We start from the raw sequence: 20,977 nt of genomic DNA on the forward strand, positions 1-20,977 counted from the left end.
TATTCCACCCCAAATGACCACGCCGGGCATGCGGGTTGGTTTGGAGAGTGATCCCGGATGCCCGGATCGGCGCGGCGGGGCTTGACAGGGGGGGGTCCTTGAGAGAATGGAGCGCGGCCCTGCTGTCTTGGCCCGATGCGCGTCAAGGTGCAGCGGAAGGAGGACCGTCGTGTGATGGGTTGGAGCGTTGCGACTCGCAGATTCATGATTCTGGCCATAGCGATTCTGTTGACAAGCAGCGGGCTGGTGGCGCCCGCGGCGGCCAATCATCGGGAGAACCAGCGCCATTGGCCACTCCTGCAATACAACCACCGCGGCGAGGATGTTGTGGCCGCCCAGCATCTTCTCAACGGGTGGTCGAGTTCGCCGATCACCGTCGATGGCGTGTTCGGAAGCAACACACAAAACTCCGTCTCCGGCTTTCAAGCATCGCGGGGCCTCACTGCATCTGGTCGCATCGATGCCGCGACATGGGGTCGTCTCGCACCGACGATGTCACAGGGGTACCCAATAGCGGCACATGTGAAGGCACTTCAGCACCTGCTGAACAAGAAGCGCGGTGCCGGCTTGACTGTTGACGGAGTGTTCGGACCAGCCACCCGATCGTCCGTACTCGCATTTCAGCAGCATACTGGTCTCGTCCAAGATGGGATTGTTGGAGACAACACCTGGAAGGCCCTTGCATGGCACTACATCCAGATGCAGGGCTCGATGCCGAACCTCTGCGAGATCGGATCTCAAGACAGCCAAGAGTGGGGGCACGCATCCACGGTGGGTGCCGTGGTCAAGGCCGCTTACTACTTCGACCTCGAGTTCTTCGAGGAACTGCCATTCTGGGACACCTCGGTGGAGCACGGCTACGAGATTTCCGGGCACAGCAGCCACGAGGTCGGTCTCGATGTGGATATCGGCATCATCCTCGACAGCGGAGAGCATTGCACCGGAGGAAACCCCGGACGCGGTACGGGGTACACAAGCGGATGGTACAACCTCACTGGAATGGCAGAGCTCATCGACGCCCTCAAACGCGGAGCCGACTTCGGATCCAATGGGATGATCTCCGTGATGTACTTCAATGACCCGTTCTTCTATCAGAGTGATCCGCTCGTGCGATACGCAACCAGCCACCACCACCATGTCCATGTGCGCTACTGTATGACAACCGACACAACGACCCAGCGACCCCACCATCACTCGGCCAACTGGGACTCGGGAAACCCGCAGTATGGAGGATGCAGCTGATGCGTGTCTCCATCCGATTCGCCGCCATCGCCCCTCTGCTGGCTTTCGCCGTTGTTGCATCTGGGTGCGGTGCACAATCGGATACCCAACAGGCCACCACGGATCCGTCCGCAACGGTGACGGTCGGGGAAAGCATCGTCTCCACTACGACGACAGCGCCGCTCCCGATGACTCCACGCCTGAAGGGAGATTCGCACCGAGACCGCGTGAGCGGGTTCGTTTCATCGGGTGTGGAATCGGAGGAAGGCATCGTGAGTCTGCTGATCTCAGACGACGGAGATATTCGAGTGATGGAGTTCGCGCGAGATGATGCATTCCATGTCCTCTACGACGCCCAGGCTCTCCGCCTTGAGTCATCAAGCGAGCTCGGCATTGTTGTCAATACGGGCGCCCTCCCGGGTGGCCCGGACCGACCCAACCCATTCCTGCGCGAACAGCGGTATGCCCAGTCGGTCGCCGCCCTCGCTATCGAGCGTGGGGATGGAGAAATGGTCAAAGGCGATACGGCGGTGCGGGTGGTCACGATGCTGCCTCAGGATCCGGAAACGGGGTTGACAACGATTCGGGACATGGTCGTCGATGTCGGCAACGGCATGGTGCTGCGATTCGTTGAGTATCAACCGGGAATGGACCCGCCGGTTGGTATGGGCTCGGCTGCCCGAACCAAGGACATCTCCACTTCGGAGTTCGCGACGACTGCGGCACCCACCTCGGAGCTCGATCTCGGTTTCGAGCTCGTGGACTCGATCGACGAGGCTGCTACCAGGGCGGGGTTCTCGGTTGAGATTCCTGATCTCCCATCGGGGTTCGACCTTGTGCAGGTCGCGTTTGCACCGGCACCCGTATCCGATGTGTCCGGGAGCAAGAATGTGGTTGCACTCGTCTTCAGGAAGGCAGCTTGGGAGATCGTCGTGACATATCGGGACGCAGCAACACGCGGGGTGTGGACGGATCCCTACCCGTGGGACGGCTATGGGACGCATATCGAGCGACATGGTTCCTTTGAGGTGGTCACCGGTGGAGCTGTGAACCATGCTTGGGGGGTTGTCGGCGACCGGGTCGTCACGATTGGTGGAGGCGTCGGCGTACCAGATCTTGTGCGCGCCATACAGAGCCTGGATGAGGAACCAGGGGCGTAGCTCTCAGAATCACGAGTCCTCAGGTGAGGAATCGCTCAGGGTATCCGCGTCTAGGCCCGATACAGAGAGAAGTCAATCAACTGCTTTCTGTAAGGGGTCTTCTCGATGCGGGCTGCACGCCGATCGGTCGTTCTCGCCACGGTCACGGCCATGTTCGTCGCCATCATGGCGATACCGGCTGTGGCGGGATCGGCGGGTCAGTTCCTTTCCAAGATCAACGCTTCTCGGTCTGCAGCGGGGCTGGCGCCGCTCGAGGGCTACTGGGATCTCGCCGATGATGCACGGGCCCATTCGAACCTGATGGCCGACCGGGGCGAGCTCTTCCACAGCTCGAACCTCGGGAGTGTGACGACCGGCTGGGAGCGGCTCGGGGAGAATGTAGGTGTCGGACTCGATGTGGCGTCCCTCCACGATGCGTTCATGGCCTCGTCTGGCCACCGCAAGAACATCCTCGGTGACTACAACTACGCCGGTGTCGGAGTGACCGTCGACGACGAGGGGTTCATGTGGGTCACCGTGATCTTCATGAAGGCCGCACCCGGATTGAACGATCCCGAGGAGACGACGACCACGACGGCGCCACCGGCAACGACCACGACGACGACCACGACGACGGCGCCACCGGCAACGACCACGACAACGGCGCCACCGGCAACGACCACGACAACGGCGCCACCGGCAACGACCACGACCACAACGCAACCCCCGACGACCACCACGGTGTATCGCAGCGCTGACGGTGTTCCCGGCGAGGATGCGATGGCTGCACAGCTCGAACTCATCGCTCGCTACCCGAGATTCGGCAATCCGTCCCCCGTCGCCCTGATCGATTGATGGTTCCTCGCGCTATGAGCGCCCGGAACAGTCGATGCAGTCAGATCGCTTGGCAACCGAGACGCGATCGAAGCGTCCGGTCCGTGCGTCGTACATGGTGAGGGACCCGAAAAGCCTGTGGTCGACGCCCGCAGCGATCTGGAGTGCCGCGGCCGCTTGGAGAGATCCGATCACCCCGGTCACCGCCCCGAGGATCCCAACGGTCGAGCAGTCCAGCACCGAGTCGGGGCTTGGGCCGAAGGGAAACAGGCAGCGGTAACACGGGCCGGTCGACGCGTCGAAGGCCGCGAACTGGCCCTCAAAGGCATATACCGAGCCGTAGATCAGTGGGATCCCGTTCCGTGCGGTGGCACGGTTCAGCGCATACCGCACGGCGAAGTTGTCCGTTGCGTCGATGATCACATCGCTGCCACCGATGATCTCGTCGGCATTGTCGCCAGAGACGAGCTCGCGCATCGTCGAGATGGTGACGAGCGGATTGAGATGGGACAGAGCCGTCGCAGCAGCGTCGACCTTCGCGGTTCCGACATCGGCACTTGTGTACAGCGGCTGGCGTTGCAGATTCGACAGCTCGACGACATCGTGATCGACGATGGTCACCGCACCGACTCCTGCCGTCACCAGATAGCTCAACGCAGGACACCCCAACCCTCCGGCACCGACAACGGTGACGGTCGCTGCACCGAGCGCCCGCTGTCCATCGACTCCGAACCCGGTCAGACGGATCTGGCGGTCGAAGCGTTCGATCGCCTCCTGCGAGAGTCCGGCAGGGCCCGCTGCGGCGCGAAGACGCCGCAGCTCGTCGGCACCGCCCGCGAGCGATGTCGCCGTGACGCCGTTTGAGCGTAGGGCGGCCACCGCAACCCTCGATCGCACGCCGATGTCACACACGACGAGAACCCGCTGAAGGGGTTGCACGAACGAGAGCGGATCAGCGGTCAGGTCGTCGAGATCGATGATCTCGGCTGCGGGGAATGCGGGGTCATTGTCGCGCCCGTGCCGGATGTCGAAGATGCGGTCGTACCCATCCGGGTTGACATCCGCCGCTGCGATCTCGATCGGCACATCCGTCATGTCGATCGGAGGCTAACGGGCCGCGAACCCCTTCCCGGAGGTTGTGCCGACGAGCTCGCGGCGCAGCGCAGGGGCGAGGCGCGCCGCGAGCGGCGCAGGAATCGGCGGGATGCGATCCGGCACCGAGATCCTGCCTGAGGTGATCCGAACGAGGCGCTCCCGCAGCAATGAGGGCAGGTAGACCGGCAGTGGGAGGGGACGGCCGCGTTGTGCAGCAGCGGCGAGTCGGAGCAGGTCGGCGACCGCCCCCGGACCGAGCACAGCAACCCAATACCGTCTGACATACGGGTCGGTGAGTGGGTACCACGACGGATCGCCGATCTCGGTGACGGGACGCACGAGGGGCCGCAAGCGGGCGGTCCGTCGTGGAAGGTCCGAGACGCCCGGGAGCGGTGATCGTTTCCCGTCGCAGGGAGGACGGACTCGACGGGGCGAATTCCCGGACGCCTTCGGACTGATCGTGCTGCGGTCCATACCCTATTGATATCAAATACACATAACTGAGCACAAGTAGCATCAGAAAGATGCGCGAAAAGTCCCGATGTCCGAGCCCGTCAGGTCGGGTGGTCCGTCGCCAACTCGGCACCGGTTTGCACGGCCCACAGCGTTGCGTAGATACCCCCGGCGTTCACGAGCTCGGTGTGGGTTCCAACCTCGGCGATCGAACCGCCGTCGAGGACATAGATGCGGTCGGCGTTGCGGATCGTCGATAGGCGATGCGCGATGACGAGCATGGTCCGCTGGTGGCTGATGCGAGCAAGGGATCGCTGGATCGCTGCTTCGGTCTCGTTGTCGACTGCCGAGGTGGCCTCGTCGAGGATGAGGATGGGGGAATCCGTGAGGAGGGCCCGCGCGATCGACAGACGCTGGCGTTGACCGCCTGACAGCTTCTGCCCGCGTTCGCCGACGATCGTGTCGTATCCGTTCGGGAGCAGCTGGATGAACTGATGCGCTTCGGCCATCTCGGCGGCTGTGACGACCTCGTCGCGGGTGGCGTTCGCGACGCCGTACGCGATGTTCTCCGCAACGGTGCCGTGAAAGAGGAACACATCCTGGCTCACCAATGCCATCGATTGGCGCAGATGCGCGCGCTCAAGGGTGCGGAGGTCGTTCCCGTCGAGCGTGATGGTCCCGGCGTCGGGATCGTAGAACCGAAGCAGGAGCTTGACAATCGTCGTCTTTCCCGAACCCGTCGCCCCGACAAAGGCCGTGGTCTCGGTTGGGTCCACGCTGAGCGTGAGACCCGACAACACCGGAAATCCCTCGTCGTAGCTGAAGGTCACATCATCGAACTCGATGCGCCCCTTGGTGTCGGAGGGGTCGATCCGGACGGGCCCGTCGACGATGGTCGGCTCGGTATGGAGGACATCGAAGATGCGGTTGGTTGACGCCATTGCCCGCTGATACAGATCGACCGTCTGGCCGAGCCGGGTGAGGGGCCACAGCAGCCTCTGTGTCAGGAAGACCATCACCGAGTAGAGGCCCACATTGAGCTGACCGTCGAGTGCGAGGAAGCCACCCCACACGAGCGTCGCGCTGAATCCCACGAGGATTGCAACGCGAATGAGCGGGGTGAATGCCGATGACAAGCGGATGGCCGCCCGGTTGGCAACCCGATATTCCTCGGATGCTCCGGCGATGCGTTCGACTTCACGCGCCTCTGCCGTGAAGGCCTTGATCGTGGTGATACCCCCGATGTTGTTCGCAAGCTGACTGTTGATGTCGGCCGCCTTTTCGCGGACGGTGGCATAGCGGGGTTCGATGCGTTCCTGGAACTTGAACGACCCCCACAGGATGACCGGGACCGGAAGGAAGGCGAGCCACGCGACGGACGGCGCGATGATGAAGAAGCTCAAACCGATGAGCACAACGGTGGTCAGGAGCTGGATGACCTCGTTGGCACCGATGTCGAGGAAGCGTTCGAGCTGGTTGACATCGTCGTTGAGGACCGCCATGAGATCGCCGGTCGATCGATCCTCGAAGAAGGCAACATCGAGTTCCTGCATGTGGCTGTATGCGTCGATGCGAAGATCGTGCTGGATCGACTGTGCGAGGTTGCGCCACTCGATGCCAAGCAAGTACTCGAAGATCGACTCAAGCCCCCAAACGACGAAGGTCACGACCGCAATCGCGATGATCTGGTTCCGCTGCTCGGTGATCCCGAGGCGCCCCATCAGCGAGTCCGACCCGTTCACCACGACATCGATTGCCATACCGATGAGGAACGGTGGGGCGATGTCGACCGCCTTGTTCAGGAAGGACCACACGGTCGCGAGCACAATCCGCTTTCGGTACCCGGCGGCGTAGCGCCATAGACGGCGTAGCGGGGGTGCCGGTGTGGTCGCCGTCGTCATCACCAAAGCGTAGGCAGAGGACAGGGACCATGGGGCGGTGCTCCGAGACGGGCCACGGATCGCACGGACCGCGGCTCAGGGCGCGGGCACGCCGATCCGAACCGAGATGATGGCACCATTGCTCACGGCGGCTCCCGGCGCAGGGTTCGTGCTGATGACGATGCCGTGGAGCTCTGCATTCGATGTTGGGATTTCCACGAGACTCCAACCGAGCGAGATACCGGTCTCTGCCGCGAACTCCGACAGCTTCGCCGTCACCTCGAGTTGGGTGAGGCCTCGCAGGTCGACAAGGCCGACGGTCTCGGCAACACCCGACGACACCTGCACCTCGACCCTCGACCCTTGGCGCACCAGGGTGCCGGAGACGGGAACCGTTTCGAGGAAGGTGCCTTGTGGGAGAAGCGAGGGAATCTCGACGACATCGGCGTACAGACCCGCTGCGTACAGATCGGAGATGACCGTCTTGGTCGACAGTCCGGGCTCGGGTACCGCGGTGAACGGGGTCTGGCGGTAGATGTCCGTACCGGCGGGTTCGGGCGGGAAGTCGATGGTCGGGATTCCGAGTGTTGCGAACTCCATGAATTCGCGCCACACGGGGGCCGCGAGCGTTCCACCGGCGGCACTGCGGTAATACTGCTCGGTCTGTTCGAGGTCGTTGAAGACGGTGAAGTCCTTGAGCGGAACACGGCCGTCTGCGTCCCCGATCCAGACAACGGTTGTCATCTGGGGAATGAACCCTGCGAACCACACATCGGCGTTGTCGGTCGAGGTGCCGGTCTTTCCTGCCTGTGGACGGTCGATGTCAGCGCGCCGGCCGGTCCCGGAGGTCACCACCTTCTTGAGGGACCCGACGACGGCTGCGGCCACCTGTCCGTTGAGCACCGAGCGCGGCTGGGGTGTGTGCTCGTAGATGACGGTGCCATCTGCCGCGGTGATGCGTTCGATGAGATACGGCTCGTGGTATTCGCCGTAATTCGCGAGCGTCGAGTACACGACCGCGACATCCTCCGGGCGGACATCTTGGGCCCCGAGCGTGATCGACAGATGTTCCGCGAGCGGCGTTCTGATACCGAGTCTCGTTGCCATCTCGACCACGGACGCGGGACCGATCTGCTCGACGAGGCGCGCGTAGACCGCGTTGACCGAGTTATAGGTCGCCGAATCGAGGGTCCGCAGGTCGTTGCCCGAGCTTCCACCTGCGTTGTCGACCGTCCAAACATCATTCTCACAGTTTGCGGACGGGTCGCACGGAATGAGCGCCGGGCTCGCATCGTTCCAGTACGAGCCGAGCGTTATGGGTATGCCGTCCCGGGTACCCGAATCGAGCGCTGCGGCAAGTGTGATCGGCTTGAAGACGGAACCGGCATGACGGGCGCCTCCCGATGCAAGGTCGTATGGCCGCTGGCCGGCTTCGATGTCATCCCCGAAGTCGAGACCGGATGCCATCACCCGAATCGCTCCCGTCGCGTTGTCGATCGTCGAGATCGCCCCCGTCGGCCCATCGAGGCCGGGCCGGAACCAGGCGCGGAGGATCCGATTCGCTTCGGTCTGGAGTCGGTTGTTGACCGTGATGTCGATGCGCAGACCCCCGCCGCCGTCGCAGTCGGTCACCGAGGCCGGACATCCGAACACGGCACGCTTGCGTTCCTCGTAGGTTTCACCCAATCCGAATTCGTTGGTATCGAGCAAGGTGCGATTGACCCGCGACATGATGGCTTGGGGTGTCGAGATCTCCTTCGTCTCGTTTGGGATGACACCGAGCGGTTTGGCCTTCGCCGCTGCGGCCTCATCGCGCGTGATGTAGTTGTTGACGACCATGCGGTCGATGGTTCGGTTCCTTGCCGCGAGGGCGTTGTCTGCTCCCGAACGCGGGTGGTAGTAGGTGGGGTTCCGGATCGGGACGGGAAGGAGGGCGGCCTCTTCGAGGGTGAGATCGTCGAGGGACTTACCGAAATACTCCTCGGCGGCGGCATTGATTCCGTAGGCGTTCGAGCCGAAATAGACCGAGTTGGCCCAGAATTCGAGGATCTGATCCTTGCTGTAGCGATGCTCGAGCTCGGCGGCAAGCACCGCTTCGCACAGCTTGCGTTCGATGGTCTGGTCAGACGAGAGGAAGTTCTGTTTGACGACCTGTTGGGTGATCGTCGAACCACCACCGGAAGGGGAGTTGACGAGGCGTCCGATCATGGCGCGTCCGATCGCGGAGAAGTCGATGCCCTCGTGCTGGTAGAAGGATTTGTCCTCCGCGGAAAGGAGCGCAGCGACGACGAGGTCTGGCATCTCGTCGAGGCTGATGGGCTGGGAGTTGCGCTCCGTCAGCTGCCCCATCTTGACGCGGTCCTGGGAATAGACCGTTGAGAGTCGCGACAGGTCGGGGAATGCGAGATCGATCTCGGAGGTGTCACACAGGTATTCCTCCTGGAGCGAATCAGCTGCGCCATATGCCGTGTTCGCCGACAAGAACCCGAAGAATCCGACCCATGTGGCCCCCGCGATGACGAAAACCCCCAATCCGACGAGGGCGGGAAGACGCCTGCGGTATCGCTCCATACGCTCGATCTGTCGAATCGGAGGTTCCATGGTCCTGCCTGTCGAGCCGAAGCGGCACGATGCGCGCCAGCCCGGCCCTTGGTCGTGATGCTGCAGCGTGCAGCGGTACTATCGGCACCGATTCCGAGCATAGGTACCGACCCCGGATAGGCGATGCATCCCGAACCAGGCGACAAGCATGTGTATGGACCGTCCGATCTCGCCGGGTGGGACGCAGACCAAAGACTCGGGGAACCGGGCGTATTCCCGTTCACGCGCGGCCCGTATCCCACCATGTATGTGGGAAGGCCGTGGACGATGCGCCAGTACGCCGGGTTCGGGAGCGCACGGGAGACCAACGAGCGGTTCAAGGCACTTCTCGCTGCGGGCCAGACGGGACTTTCGGTCGCGTTCGACCTCCCCACCCAGATGGGGCTGGACTCCGACGCAGACCTCGCGGAAGGCGAGGTAGGAAAGGTCGGGGTTGCCATCGATTCGGTGGACGATATGCGCACCCTGTTCGACGGCATCCCCCTCGCCGAGGTATCGACCTCGATGACGATCAACTCGACCGCAGCGATGTTGCTCCTCATGTACGAGATCGTTGCCGAGGAACAGGGAGCCGTAGCCGATGAGCTTCGTGGCACGATCCAAAACGATGTGCTCAAGGAATACATCGCTCGGGGTACCTACATCTTTCCCGCCGCGCCGTCGCTTCGTCTCACCACCGACATCTTCGCCTATTGCGCAGCCGAACTGCCGAAATGGAACCCGATCTCCATCTCGGGATATCACATCCGGGAGGCAGGATCGACCGCGGCACAGGAGGTCGCATTCACGATTGCCAACGGGCTTGCCTATGTGGAAGCCGCCGCGGCGGCAGGGATCGAGGTCGATTCCCTCGCGCCGCGTCTCTCCTTCTTCTGGAACGCCCACAACGGCCTGTTCGAAGAGGCCGGGAAGTACCGGGCCGCACGCCGTCTGTGGGCTCACCTGATGCGTGACCGGGTGGGGGCGAAGGACCCTGCCTCTTGGCGCATGCGTTTCCACACCCAGACCGCTGGGTCGTCGCTCACGGCCCAACAACCCCTCAACAATGTGGTGCGCACCGCCTATCAGGGGCTCTCGGCGGTCCTCGGCGGCACCCAGTCGCTGCACACGAACGCATTCGACGAGGCGCTCGGACTTCCGACCAACGAGTCGGCGCTCGTGGCGCTTCGGACCCAGCAGATCCTCGCGGGCGAAACCGGTGTGTGTGATGTCGTCGATCCCCTTGCTGGCAGCTACTTCGTCGAGTCGCTCACCGACCGGATCGAGGACGAGGCAAGGGCACTCATCGGGAGGATCGACGAACTCGGAGGGGCCGTAGCGGCGATCGATGCCGGGTTTCAGCAAGGCGAGATCGAACGCGCGGCATACGATCACGCCCGTGCCGTCGATGCCGGGACCTCAGCGGTGGTGGGGGTCAACCGCTTCGTGACCACGAACCACGAGGAACCCGAGATCCTCGCCCTCGATCCACAACTCGAGAAGGATCAGATTGCGTCCCTCGAGCGCCACCGGTCCGAACGCGACGACGAAGCGGTGACATCGTTGCTGGCCGAGGTCGAGTCGACCGCCCGCGGCGGCGACAACCTGCTCAAGCCGATGAAGGCCGCGTTGATGGTCGGTGCGACGATCGGAGAGATCACGACGGCACTGCTCCCGGTCTTCGGTCGCTACCGTCCGGCAAGCTGATCCGGAGTCGATGATGTTCAACCCAGAAGTACCGACCCGTGTCGTGGTGATCGGCGGGGGTCCCGGTGGTCAGGCAGCGGCAACCACGGCGGCCCGATTCGGCGCCAAGGTGACGCTCGTCGAAGACCAGATCGTTGGCGGCGCGGCCCATCTGTGGGACTGCATTCCGTCCAAGGCGATGGTGTCGAGCTCGATCCGTATGCGGACCATCAGAAACGCAGCGAACCTCGGTTTGTCCGATCCGGGCGAAGTGACCGTCGACATGGGGCGACTGTCGGATCGTGCGGATCGCATCGCCAACACGATCGCCGCGTCGGTGACGGACCTCCTCGACTCCCAGGGGGTCACGATTGTCCGCGGCCGGGCACGGTTCGCGAGCGCTACGAGCGTTGTTGCCGAGACCGATGGCGGACAGATCGAGATCCAATTCGATCATGCGGTGATAGCGACCGGGTCACGGCCACGGATTCCTGACTGGGCTCCGATCGACGGGGAGCGTGTGCTCACCACGCGCCATGCGTATCGCCTCGGTGAGCTCCCGACCCGGATGGTGATCGTTGGTTCCGGTGTGACGGGTGTCGAGATGACCCACATCTTCTCGTCACTCGGGTCGTCCGTGGCTCTCCTCGTGAGCCGACACCATGTGTTGCCACATCGCGATGCCGAGGTCGCAACGGTGCTCGAAGAGGACTTCCTTGCGCGAGGTGTCGAACTGCTGAAGGGTTCGAGGGCGACGAGAATCGATCGCAACGGGAACGAGGTGTCGGTCAGGACCGAAGACGGCAGGGTCGTGAAGGGTTCCCATGCCCTCCTCGCCGTAGGATCGGTCCCCAACAGCGGCGATCTCGGACTCGAGCTCGCCGGTGTCACCCACACGGGGGGATTCATCGATGTGGATCCGTTCCAACGCACCTCGGCTCCCCATATCTATGCGGCAGGTGATGTGACCGGCCAGATGCTGCTGTCGTCGGTCGCGACGATGCAAGGCACCAAGATCGCGAGGCACATCCTCGGACACGAGGTCCATCCGATCGACTACCGCAAGGTCGCCCAGGCCGTTTTCACCGAGCCCGAGATCGCCTCGGTGGGGCTCGAGGAGGTCGATGCTGCTGCCGAAGGGCGCAAGGTCAGGATCACGAAGGTACCGCTCGCTCCCAACGCCAGGGCGCTCATCCAGGGGGATACGAAGGGTTTCGTCAAGCTCGTCTCGGACCCCGCGACCAGGATCGTCCTCGGCGGCACGGTTGTCGGCCACCACGCCTCGGAACTCATCGGATCGATCGCGGTCGCCACCAACGCAAGGCTGAGTGTTGACATCCTCGTCGAGACGCTGATGGTGCATCCTTCCCTGACCGAATCCATCGCCGAAGCAGCGGAGTAGATGCCGCGTGAGTGCCGGTACCACTGTCACCATCAGCCGTGTCTACGCCACCGACCGAGCCAAGGGATATCGGGTGTTGGTGGATCGGCTCTGGCCCCGTGGTGTGTCGAAGATCGATGCTGCCCTGGATGAGTGGCTCAAGGATGCGGCGCCGAGTACGGACCTTCGTCGCTGGTATGGACATCAGCCTGAGCTCTTCGACGAGTTCGCACAACGCTACGAGACGGAACTCGAGGGCTCACCAATCGCCCGTGATGCTGTGATGCACCTGTTGGAGATCGCGCGCACGCGGGATGTCGTGCTGGTCACCGCGACGAAGGATGTGGAGCATTCGGGCGCTCGGGTGCTCCTCGACCACCTCACGAGGCTGCGGATGCAGTGAGACACGATCGCCAACCTGCCGAATGGGCCTTCACGCCATCCCGAGTGGCACCTACGGCGGCATGCTCTGCGCGATCTCTTCGGGTCGTTCGGAACACCGCCTCGTGGACGGCGAACTCGACTCGATGGCGTCGCCGTGCCTGATTCAGGAGACGAACAGCCTACCGGTGCGACTGCACCGGTAGCGGCGGCGTCGGCGACCTCCGGCATTGCCGCAAGACCCCGTGCCGTGCGGACCATCGTTGATGCTGCCGACGAGGTGAGCCGTAGCGCGCCCTTCAACCAACTGACCAACCAACTGACCGTTGACACCAGATGTCGCAACGGCCCCAGCGCACGCCGGTCGTACTCGGCAACCCGAGCCAACAGGCATGCCTGTTGGGCATCGATGCGCTGCTTCAATTCGATGATCGATGCTTCCAGATCATCGTCTTTCATGAGAGCGAGTTCCTCGGCCAGCACCGTGGTGCTGCCGTCCTCTCCGAAGATCCCGCCCGCCGTGGGGGTCGGTGCCTTCATGGTGCCCATCGTATCGAACATATGTTCGATTGCCAAGAGGTTATGCTGTCGTCTGTCAGGTCACGCAGCAGCCCACACCCGGACAGGCACTCGGAAGGCAAGGAGCTGGTTTGGAATCGACGCAGGTCATCCTGTTTGTCGCCGATCAACAGCGTGCACGCGACTTCTACCGGACCGTGCTTGGAGCCGAGCCATCACTCGATGTGGTGGGAATGACGGAGTTTCCGTTGCCGGGTGGCTCGAAGCTCGGGCTGATGCCCATCGACGGGATACGGACCCTCCTTCCGAACCTACCCGATCCAAGGGAATCCCGGGCGCCGCGGTGCGAGCTGTATCTCTTGGTGACCGATCCGGCTGTCATGCATGCACGGGCACTCCGTGCCGGAGCCACCGAGGTGGCGCCGTTGACCGCGAGGGACTGGGGCGACGATGCTGCGTATTCACTCGACCGTGACGGTCACCTGATCGCGTTTGCCCGACCCAGGAGTCCTACGGCAGATTCGGAGCCGCACCCTCAACGACTGCGATGAGCGCCTGCTTGGCATCTGCGACATCCGCGTAGAGAATGGCGAACAGTGAGATCCGATCATCGAAGCAGACGGCGATCTCTGGTATGTCGCCGCTCTTGAACTTGGCGTCGGTTCCGAGGCCGTCAACAGGTTCCTCATCGTCGAATCCGCCGACGCTGAACACGAGCTCGCAACCCACTTCGGTGACATCCTGGAAGAGGAGTTCGATGCCACCACTGCCCGGATCGTCGGTAGGGGAATAGGCGCACAGGCCGTTGCCCAGCTTCTCGGAAGCTACTGCTTTGCCAAGGATCGTGCCCATCGAATCGTCATCAACGAACTCGCACGGGGTATCGAACGCGATCGGGCCTGATGGGGCCGTGGCAGTCGATGTCGTCGTTTCCGGCTGCGATTGTGGGGTGGTCGTCGTCGAACCCTCATCGGGAACCGAGCTCGATGTCAGTGGATCGTCGCCGCCGCCACACGCCGCCACGAAGACCAGGATCAAGACCGATATCAGAATCGTGCGTTTCACGAGCGCTTCCTCCGGTTCCGTGACCCGGTCGGGTTCGACGAGTCAAGCATCATTGCCGAGTCTGTCAAGGCACGCGGAGCAAGGGCCGCTACCTGATCACCATCAGGACCGCACCTGCCGAGACGGTGTCGCCCACCTGGGCCTTGAGATCCACGATCTCCCCACCGGTCGGCGCCTTGATCTCGTTCTCCATCTTCATGGCCTCAAGCACGCAGACGGCTTCGCCCGCTTCGACATGTTCGCCAGCCTTGTGGTGGATCTTGACGATCGTGCCCTGCATCGGGGCGACCACCGCCCCCTCGCCGCCACCGGTGTCCGCCTGCTTCGCCAGCTTTGGGGCCTTGCGCCTTGGGGCCACACGCGTGCCCGACCCGGGAGCGGTCAGCACCGCCGCCCAGTACTTGACCGTGAACCGTCTGCCACCGACCTCGACCGTCATCGAACGCTCCGCCAGTTCCTCTTCCTCCGGGAGGGACGGGGCCGTGGGCCGCTCGAGGTCCGAGAAGTCGATCGAGTCCTCGATGAGCCTCGTGCTCACATCGCCGTTGAGGAACGCCTCATTGTCGAGCACCCGAAGATGGGCGCCGATCGTGGTGTCGACGCCCCCGACCTCGAACTCCGTCAGCGCCCTTCGCGCCCGACGAATTGCCTCGTCGCGGGAGGCTCCCTTCACGATGAGCTTGGCGATCATGTTGTCGTAGTACTGGCTGATCGTCGACCCTTGGACAACGCCCGAATCGATCCGGATGCCGGGGCCAGCAGGCTCGTGATACCGGACGAGGGTCCCAGGCGTCGGCAAGAAACCCCGGGAGGGATCTTCTGCATTGATACGGAACTCGATCGCGTGCCCGACCGGATCGAGCGACCGCGGAGGCGTGAGCGTCTCTCCCATGGCGATCCTGATCTGGTCGGCAACGAGGTCGACGCCGAAGACCTCCTCGGTCACGGTGTGTTCGACCTGGATCCGTGTGTTCATCTCGAGGAAGTAGAACTCGCCATCGGCGAAGAGGAACTCGACGGTTCCGGCCGACTGGTAGCCCGCCGCGTGCCCGAGCGCCAAGGCCAGCTCACCGAGACGAGTCCGCAGCTCGGTGGTGAAACCCGGTGCAGGCGCCTCCTCGACGAGCTTTTGGTGTCGGCGCTGCAACGAGCAGTCCCGCTCACCGAAGAAGAACCCGTTGCCGTGGTGATCGAACAGCACCTGAGCCTCGATGTGTCGCGCCGCTTCGAGGTACCGTTCGACATAGACGGCCGGATTGCCGAACCACGACGCTGCCTCACGGCCAGCCGACTCGAACGCCTCCGCCAGTCCTTCTGCGGATCGTACGACCTTGAGTCCGCGACCTCCACCACCGGCAGCCGCCTTGATGGCGACCGGGAAGCCGTGCTCGGCGGCGAACGCCCCTACCTGGTCTGCGGTGGTGAGTGGTTCGAGCGTTCCCGGTACGCCGGGGACACCGGCTCTTTCGGCCGCAACGCGGGACTCGATCTTGTCACCCATCATCGCGATGGCACTCGGGGGTGGTCCGATCCAGGTCAGGCCGGCGTCGATGACGGCCTGAGCGAAGGTCGCGTTCTCGGCGAGAAAACCGTATCCGGGGTGGACGGCGGAGGCCTTCGACTTCCTTGCGATCTCGAGAATCCGCTCGATGTTGAGGTAGGAGTCCGATGCCGGTGCCGTCCCGACATTCCAGGCCTCGTCCGCCATTTCCGTATGGACGGCGTCACGGTCGAGTTCGGAGTAGATCGCGATGGTCCTGAGCCCGAGGTCCCGTGCCGCCCGTATGACACGGACCGCGATCTCGCCCCGGTTTGCGATAAGGATGGATTCCACGGCCTGCATCCTACGGTGCTCCGCTTCCCTCACGGCAGGGGAGGATTGGTGGGCCCTTCATCTCCCTTGATCGTCACAGGGGGATGTTCCCATGCTTCTTCGGGGGGAGGGCCTCACGCTTGTTCCGGAGCATCTCCATTGCACGGATCAGCCGCGGCCTTGTCTCGCGGGGTTCGATCACATCATCGACCAGCCCGCGTTCGGCCGCTACATACGGATTGTTGAACTGCTCCTCATACTGGGCGACGAGACCACTGCGCGTCGCGTCGGGGTCGGCGGCGCCGGCGAGCTCCCTGCGGTAGATGACATTCACCGCCCCTTGGGCACCCATCACGGCGATCTCGGCCGTGGGCCATGCGAACACGAAATCCGCCCGCACCGCTCTGGAGTTCATGACGAGGTAGGCGCCTCCATAGGCTTTTCGGAGAATCACGGTGACCCGGGGCACCGTCGCTTCGGAGAACGCGTACAGCAGCTTTGCCCCGTGGCGGATGATGCCTCGATGCTCCTGATCGACCCCGGGGAGGAATCCGGGCACATCGACGAGTGTGACAAGCGGGATGTTGAACGCATCGCAGAAGCGCACGAAGCGAGCCCCTTTCACCGACGCGTCGATGTCGAGCGTTCCCGCGAGGACGGCCGGCTGGTTCGCCACGATGCCGACCGTGTACCCGTCGAGCCTTGCGAATCCGACCACGATGTTGCCGGCCCAGTGTTCGTGGACTTCGAAGAACTCGCCGTTGTCGACGATGCTCTCGATGACATCGACGACATCGTATGGCTGATTCGCCGAGTCGGGGATGATTGTGGTCAGTTCCTCGTCGGTTCGATCGGGTGCATCGGTCGGTGTGAAGAACGGTGCGACCTCCATGTTGTTCGATGGCAGAAGCGACAACAGGAACCTGATCTCCTCCAGCGCTTCTCGGTCGTCGCCGACGACGAAGTGCGTGACGCCGGACTTCGAAGCATGGGCATGCGCACCGCCGAGTTCGTCCATCGTGACTTCCTCGCCGGTGACGGTCTTGATCACATCGGGACCGGTGATGAACAGGTGAGATGTGCCCTCGACCTGGAAGATGAAGTCGGTCAGGACAGGCGAATACACGGCGCCGCCTGCACACGGGCCCATGATCACCGAGATCTGGGGAATCACCCCCGATGCGCGGACATTGCGTTCGAAGATACGACCGTAACCGTCGAGCCCGACGACGCCTTCCTGGATCCGGGCACCTCCTGAGTCCTTCAGGCCGATGACCGGTGTCCCGGTATCGAGTGCGAGGTCGAGCAGCTTGCAGATCTTGTCCGCGACGACTTCACCGAGGGATCCTCCGAACCTCGTGAAATCCTCCGCGAACACCATCACGGTCCGTCCGTCGATCGTCCCCCAGCCGGTCACGACGGCATCTCCCAGCGGTCGTTTTTCCTCTAGGCCGAATCCCTGGGTCTTGTGTCGGACGAACGGGTCGATCTCCTGGAACGAACCCTTGTCGACGAGGATCTCGATCCGCTCGCGTGCGGTCAGTTTTCCTGCGTCGTGCTGACGGTCGACGGCGCGCTGGTTGTCCGGCCGCACCGACGCTTCACGAAGCGCCCGGAGCTTCTCAATTCGTTCTTCCGTACTCACCGGTCCTCCCGGTAGGCTCGCCTCGGCCACAGTGACTTCGACTTGCCCGGATCGGTTATGGCTACACACTACGACATCGTGCACCTCTCCGAGGTGGGAACCACCCAGGATGAAGCGGCCTTGCGCCACGCCGCAACGGGACGCCCGACCCTGGTCGTTGCCGACCGCCAAGTAGCCGGAAGGGGCCGCCAGGGCAGGTTGTGGGAGCAGCCCGACCGGGCCTTGTTCTCATCGGTCGCCTTCCGGACCCGGTGGGACCCCGAACATCGAACGCTCATTCCTCTGACGGCGGGTCTCGTGATGTGCGGCGCCCTCGAAGAACGCGGGTTCGGCGGTGTTCAGCTCAAGTGGCCGAACGATCTCGTCGTTGCCGGGAGGAAAGTTGGGGGTGTTCTGGTCGAACTCGACGGTGACACGGTGACGGTTGGCTGCGGTGTCAATCTGTTCTGGCGCAATCCCGTCGTCGGCGCAGCCTTTTTGTACGACGAGGACCCCGGGCCAGCCGTCGCCCCGGACCTCGCGAATCGCTGGGCTGCCTTGCTGCTTGCGGCGATGGAGGCCCCATCCGGGCAGTGGCAGGAGGAGGAGTACCGATCACGATCTGCGACGCTCGGCCGTGACATTGTGTGGGATGAAGGATCGGGTCGTGCAAGGGATCTCGGTATCGATGGCGCCCTCGTCGTGGAGACACCTGATGGCATGATCACCCTCCACGCGGGAGATGTCCACCTTCGCGGGCACCGCTAGCCTGCGCCCGGAAGGAGGGACCTTTGGCCGTCCAGACAGGCGAAGGCATCATCGACATCATCTACGGCACCACCAGCGTGCCGGCGGGACCACGCGTCTTTGGAGGCTATCTCGCACGGCCCGACGGAGCGGGGGAGTGGCCAACGGTGCTCATCTACGGGCCCGCACCCCTGCCGACGAGCACGATCAAGGACATCTGCAGGGTTCTCGCCCGGCACGGCATCGCTGCCCTCGCCCTCGATCTCACCGACTCCCGGGAACACAATCGCTCAGTCTCGCGAGCTGCTGCCGCGTTTGTCGGTGATCCATCGGGCGAGTGGTCCAACGGCCAACTGGGTTACGGCGTTCTCGCCTTCGGAGCGGGCATTGGCGACCTCGTGGAACTCGCGCACGCGGACCCACGGTGCGTCGCGGCTGCGATCGTCGCAGCGACCATCGATGGCGCCGACGCAGAGCTCCTGCATAGCGCCGGGATCGATGCGTTGGCGATCCTGTCGCGAAAGGACGCCTCCGTCGATCTCGAAGCCACGCGCGACGCGCAAGCCGACAACCCCCACCTTGCCATGGTCATCTATGCGTCGGGGGAGGAGGGCTTCTGGGATGCGGGCACGGATGCCTTCGACGATGCCCGATACCGCGACACCATCGATCGCGTAATCGCCTTTTTCACCGAGCAGCTGCCTCCGAGGGTCTGAGATGAACAAGTCCGTGGTGACGGGAGGCGCCGGGTTCATCGGCTCGAACCTCGTCGACCTGCTCGTCGACGAGGGTCACGAGGTGCTCGTGCTCGACGATCTGTCGTCCGGTTCGATCGCGAACCTCTCGTACGCCCGTGACAGCGGTCGGACCAAGCTTCACCAGATCGACATCGGCTCGGCTGAAGTCATCGATCTCGTTCGGTCGTTCCAGCCCGACACAATCTTTCATCTCGCCGCCCAGATCGATGTTCGATACTCCGTCGCCGATCCCGTTGCGGATGCACGCAGCAATGTGCTCGGAACGGTCAACATGCTCGAAGCGGCGAGGCACAGCAACACCGAGCGGTTTGTGTTCGCCTCATCGGGTGGTGCGGTGTTCGGGGACACCTTCAACCTCCCGACTCCCGAGACCCAGGAGCGCAAGCCGGAGTCACCGTACGGTGTCTCCAAGAGCGTCGCCGATCAGTACCTCGCCTACTATGACCGCACGCACGGCATCGACTGCATGTCGCTCGGCTTTGCGAATGTCTACGGCCCGAGACAGGATCCCCACGGCGAGGCGGGTGTCGTCGCTATCTTCATCGGATCGCTGCTCGAGCACACAACGCCGACGATCTTCGGGGATGGTCTCCAGACGAGAGATTTCGTGTTCGTCGAAGATGTCGCCGATGCGATGCTCCGGGCATCCCGGATCGGCGGGTCCCGCTTCCTGAACATTGGCACCGGCATCGAGACCTCGATCCTGAGCCTCTACGATGCCATCGCGGGCGCGACCGGCGTCGATGTGGCGCCGGTGATGGCTGCCCCGAAGCGCGGGGAGCAGCTCCGATCGTGTCTCGATCCGTCGCTTGCCCAAGCCCACCTCGGATGGGAACCGTGGACGAGCCTCGCCGACGGCATCGCCCAAACCGTGGCATGGGCCAGATCTGCGAGGTAGCCAGTTCGTCGTGACCGCTGTGGCGGCGTTCAGCTCTCGGCTGCGTGCCTCGGCCAGTCGTCCCTGAGTAGGCGTGACAGAGCCCGATCTGCGAGGATCCGGCCCTCGGTCTGACAGGTGGGGCAGTAATTCGTCTCGCGATCCTTCGCGACGATGCGCTGGATCGTCGCTCCGCACGCCGGGCAGGGCTCGCCGAACTTGCCGTGCACGGCCATGTCCGGATGGAATGCCGTCACCTTGGCGGGGAACCCGCTTCCGGTCTCGGCGATGCGCTTGTCGGTCCATTCGCTGAGAACCATCCGGCAGGCGTCGAACAGCGTCGTAATCTCCTCGTCGGTGAGGTTGGTGTTGATCTGGGTCGGGGACAGTCGGGCGCGGTGGAGGATCTCGTCGGAGAACGACCCACCGATACCCGAGAAGTATCTGGCGTCCGTGAGCGCTCGCTTGAGCGTGTGCCGATTCGTAAGGAGAGCAGCCGCGAACTCGGACCGGGTGGCATCGGCGATCTCGATACCACCGGGATCGATGTCGTCGGTGTTGCGCAGAACCGCAAGCGAGGCGCGCCGCTTTGTGCCCGCCTCGGTGAGGACAAGCGTCCCGGTCGAGAAGTCGAAGGCGGCCAGGGTGCCCCGTTTGGGCTTCGAAGGGCGGGTCTCGAACCACCCGAGACGACCCGCGACCATCAGGTGGATCACGAGATTCAGCGCATTGTCGAGATCGATGGAGATGCGCTTGCCGATCCTGCGCACACGCTCGACGACCCTGCCCTCGGTCTCCTCGATCGATGGTTCGACCGTCTTGAGGAGTGAGAACGACACGATCCGGACCTGTTCGAGAACCGCGCCCACGATGCGGTGACGCAACGCGTGGAGGTACGCCTCGATCTCGGGGAGTTCAGGCATC

General features: G+C 63.4%; 18 protein-coding genes. 10 read left to right on the forward strand and 8 right to left on the reverse strand.

All coding sequences use genetic code 11. From position 1 onward, the window contains the following. Window positions 1–135: 135 nt before the first annotated feature. The 3 genes from R2823_09965 (at window position 136) to R2823_09975 (ending at window position 3,215) form a co-directional block, all read left to right on the forward strand. Window positions 136–1,242 (forward strand): peptidoglycan-binding protein, encoded by a 1,107-nt coding sequence (locus R2823_09965; GenBank protein ID MEZ5176514.1) that lies wholly within the window; start codon window positions 136–138, stop codon window positions 1,240–1,242. Next, complete coding sequence (locus tag R2823_09970; protein ID MEZ5176515.1) at window positions 1,242–2,381, forward strand: hypothetical protein; 1,140 nt, start codon at window positions 1,242–1,244, stop codon at window positions 2,379–2,381. The genes R2823_09965 and R2823_09970 overlap by 1 nt, the downstream gene beginning before the upstream one ends. Window positions 2,382–2,486: 105 nt before the next feature. Further along, window positions 2,487–3,215 (forward strand): CAP domain-containing protein, encoded by a 729-nt coding sequence (locus R2823_09975; GenBank protein MEZ5176516.1) that lies wholly within the window; start codon window positions 2,487–2,489, stop codon window positions 3,213–3,215. A gap of 12 nt (window positions 3,216–3,227) precedes the next feature. Here R2823_09975 and R2823_09980 read toward each other — a convergent pair whose 3' ends face one another. The 4 genes from R2823_09980 to R2823_09995 form a co-directional block, all read right to left on the reverse strand. After that, complete coding sequence (locus tag R2823_09980) at window positions 3,228–4,289, reverse strand: ThiF family adenylyltransferase (GenBank protein MEZ5176517.1); 1,062 nt, start codon at window positions 4,287–4,289, stop codon at window positions 3,228–3,230. 12 nt (window positions 4,290–4,301) lie between these two features. Further along, window positions 4,302–4,640: a hypothetical protein gene (locus R2823_09985; GenBank protein ID MEZ5176518.1), complete on the reverse strand. Its 339-nt coding sequence runs from the start codon at window positions 4,638–4,640 to the stop codon at window positions 4,302–4,304. A 203-nt stretch (window positions 4,641–4,843) separates the two neighbouring features. Then, window positions 4,844–6,643 (reverse strand): ABC transporter ATP-binding protein, encoded by a 1,800-nt coding sequence (locus tag R2823_09990; protein MEZ5176519.1) that lies wholly within the window; start codon window positions 6,641–6,643, stop codon window positions 4,844–4,846. 75 nt (window positions 6,644–6,718) lie between these two features. Continuing rightward, entirely contained in the window at window positions 6,719–9,223 is a 2,505-nt protein-coding gene (locus R2823_09995) for a transglycosylase domain-containing protein (protein MEZ5176520.1), read from the reverse strand. A 123-nt stretch (window positions 9,224–9,346) separates the two neighbouring features. Between R2823_09995 and R2823_10000 the strand changes: the two genes are divergently transcribed. The 4 genes from R2823_10000 (at window position 9,347) to R2823_10015 (ending at window position 13,720) form a co-directional block, all read left to right on the forward strand. After that, window positions 9,347–10,909 carry a methylmalonyl-CoA mutase family protein gene (locus R2823_10000; protein ID MEZ5176521.1) on the forward strand — a complete coding sequence of 521 codons (1,563 nt, stop codon included), beginning with the start codon at window positions 9,347–9,349 and terminating at the stop codon, window positions 10,907–10,909. A 10-nt stretch (window positions 10,910–10,919) separates the two neighbouring features. Next, window positions 10,920–12,290, forward strand: coding sequence for an FAD-dependent oxidoreductase (locus R2823_10005; GenBank protein MEZ5176522.1), 1,371 nt, complete (start codon window positions 10,920–10,922; stop codon window positions 12,288–12,290). A 7-nt stretch (window positions 12,291–12,297) separates the two neighbouring features. Beyond that, window positions 12,298–12,672 (forward strand): DUF488 family protein, encoded by a 375-nt coding sequence (locus R2823_10010; protein ID MEZ5176523.1) that lies wholly within the window; start codon window positions 12,298–12,300, stop codon window positions 12,670–12,672. Between the two features lie 628 nt (window positions 12,673–13,300). Then, window positions 13,301–13,720, forward strand: a complete 420-nt coding sequence (locus R2823_10015; protein MEZ5176524.1) for a VOC family protein — start codon at window positions 13,301–13,303, stop codon at window positions 13,718–13,720. Here R2823_10015 and R2823_10020 read toward each other — a convergent pair. The 3 genes from R2823_10020 to R2823_10030 all read right to left on the reverse strand — a co-directional run bounded on the left by R2823_10020 (window position 13,680) and on the right by R2823_10030 (window position 17,692). Continuing rightward, complete coding sequence (locus R2823_10020) at window positions 13,680–14,234, reverse strand: hypothetical protein (GenBank protein ID MEZ5176525.1); 555 nt, start codon at window positions 14,232–14,234, stop codon at window positions 13,680–13,682. The genes R2823_10015 and R2823_10020 overlap by 41 nt on opposite strands. Window positions 14,235–14,322: 88 nt before the next feature. Beyond that, window positions 14,323–16,077 carry a biotin carboxylase N-terminal domain-containing protein gene (locus R2823_10025; protein ID MEZ5176526.1) on the reverse strand — a complete coding sequence of 585 codons (1,755 nt, stop codon included), beginning with the start codon at window positions 16,075–16,077 and terminating at the stop codon, window positions 14,323–14,325. A gap of 64 nt (window positions 16,078–16,141) precedes the next feature. Continuing rightward, window positions 16,142–17,692 (reverse strand): acyl-CoA carboxylase subunit beta, encoded by a 1,551-nt coding sequence (locus R2823_10030; protein MEZ5176527.1) that lies wholly within the window; start codon window positions 17,690–17,692, stop codon window positions 16,142–16,144. A gap of 57 nt (window positions 17,693–17,749) precedes the next feature. Between R2823_10030 and R2823_10035 the strand changes: the two genes are divergently transcribed. The 3 genes from R2823_10035 to R2823_10045 are packed head-to-tail and all read left to right on the forward strand — an operon-like array spanning window position 17,750 to window position 20,074. Then, entirely contained in the window at window positions 17,750–18,439 is a 690-nt protein-coding gene (locus R2823_10035; GenBank protein MEZ5176528.1) for a biotin--[acetyl-CoA-carboxylase] ligase, read from the forward strand. A gap of 23 nt (window positions 18,440–18,462) precedes the next feature. Continuing rightward, a complete protein-coding gene (locus R2823_10040) occupies window positions 18,463–19,134 on the forward strand; it encodes a hypothetical protein (protein ID MEZ5176529.1) in 672 nt (223 codons plus the stop codon). 1 nt (window position 19,135) lies between these two features. Next, window positions 19,136–20,074, forward strand: a complete 939-nt coding sequence (locus tag R2823_10045; GenBank protein ID MEZ5176530.1) for a GDP-mannose 4,6-dehydratase — start codon at window positions 19,136–19,138, stop codon at window positions 20,072–20,074. Window positions 20,075–20,103: 29 nt separating this feature from the next. On the opposite strand, the gene R2823_10050 is transcribed toward R2823_10045, so the two are convergent. Continuing rightward, window positions 20,104–20,976, reverse strand: coding sequence for a DNA-formamidopyrimidine glycosylase family protein (locus R2823_10050; GenBank protein ID MEZ5176531.1), 873 nt, complete (start codon window positions 20,974–20,976; stop codon window positions 20,104–20,106). Window position 20,977: the final 1 nt, after the last annotated feature.

The sequence above is a fragment of the Acidimicrobiia bacterium genome (assembly GCA_041393965.1).
In the GTDB taxonomy this organism is placed as follows: domain Bacteria; phylum Actinomycetota; class Acidimicrobiia; order Spongiisociales; family UBA5794; genus UBA5794.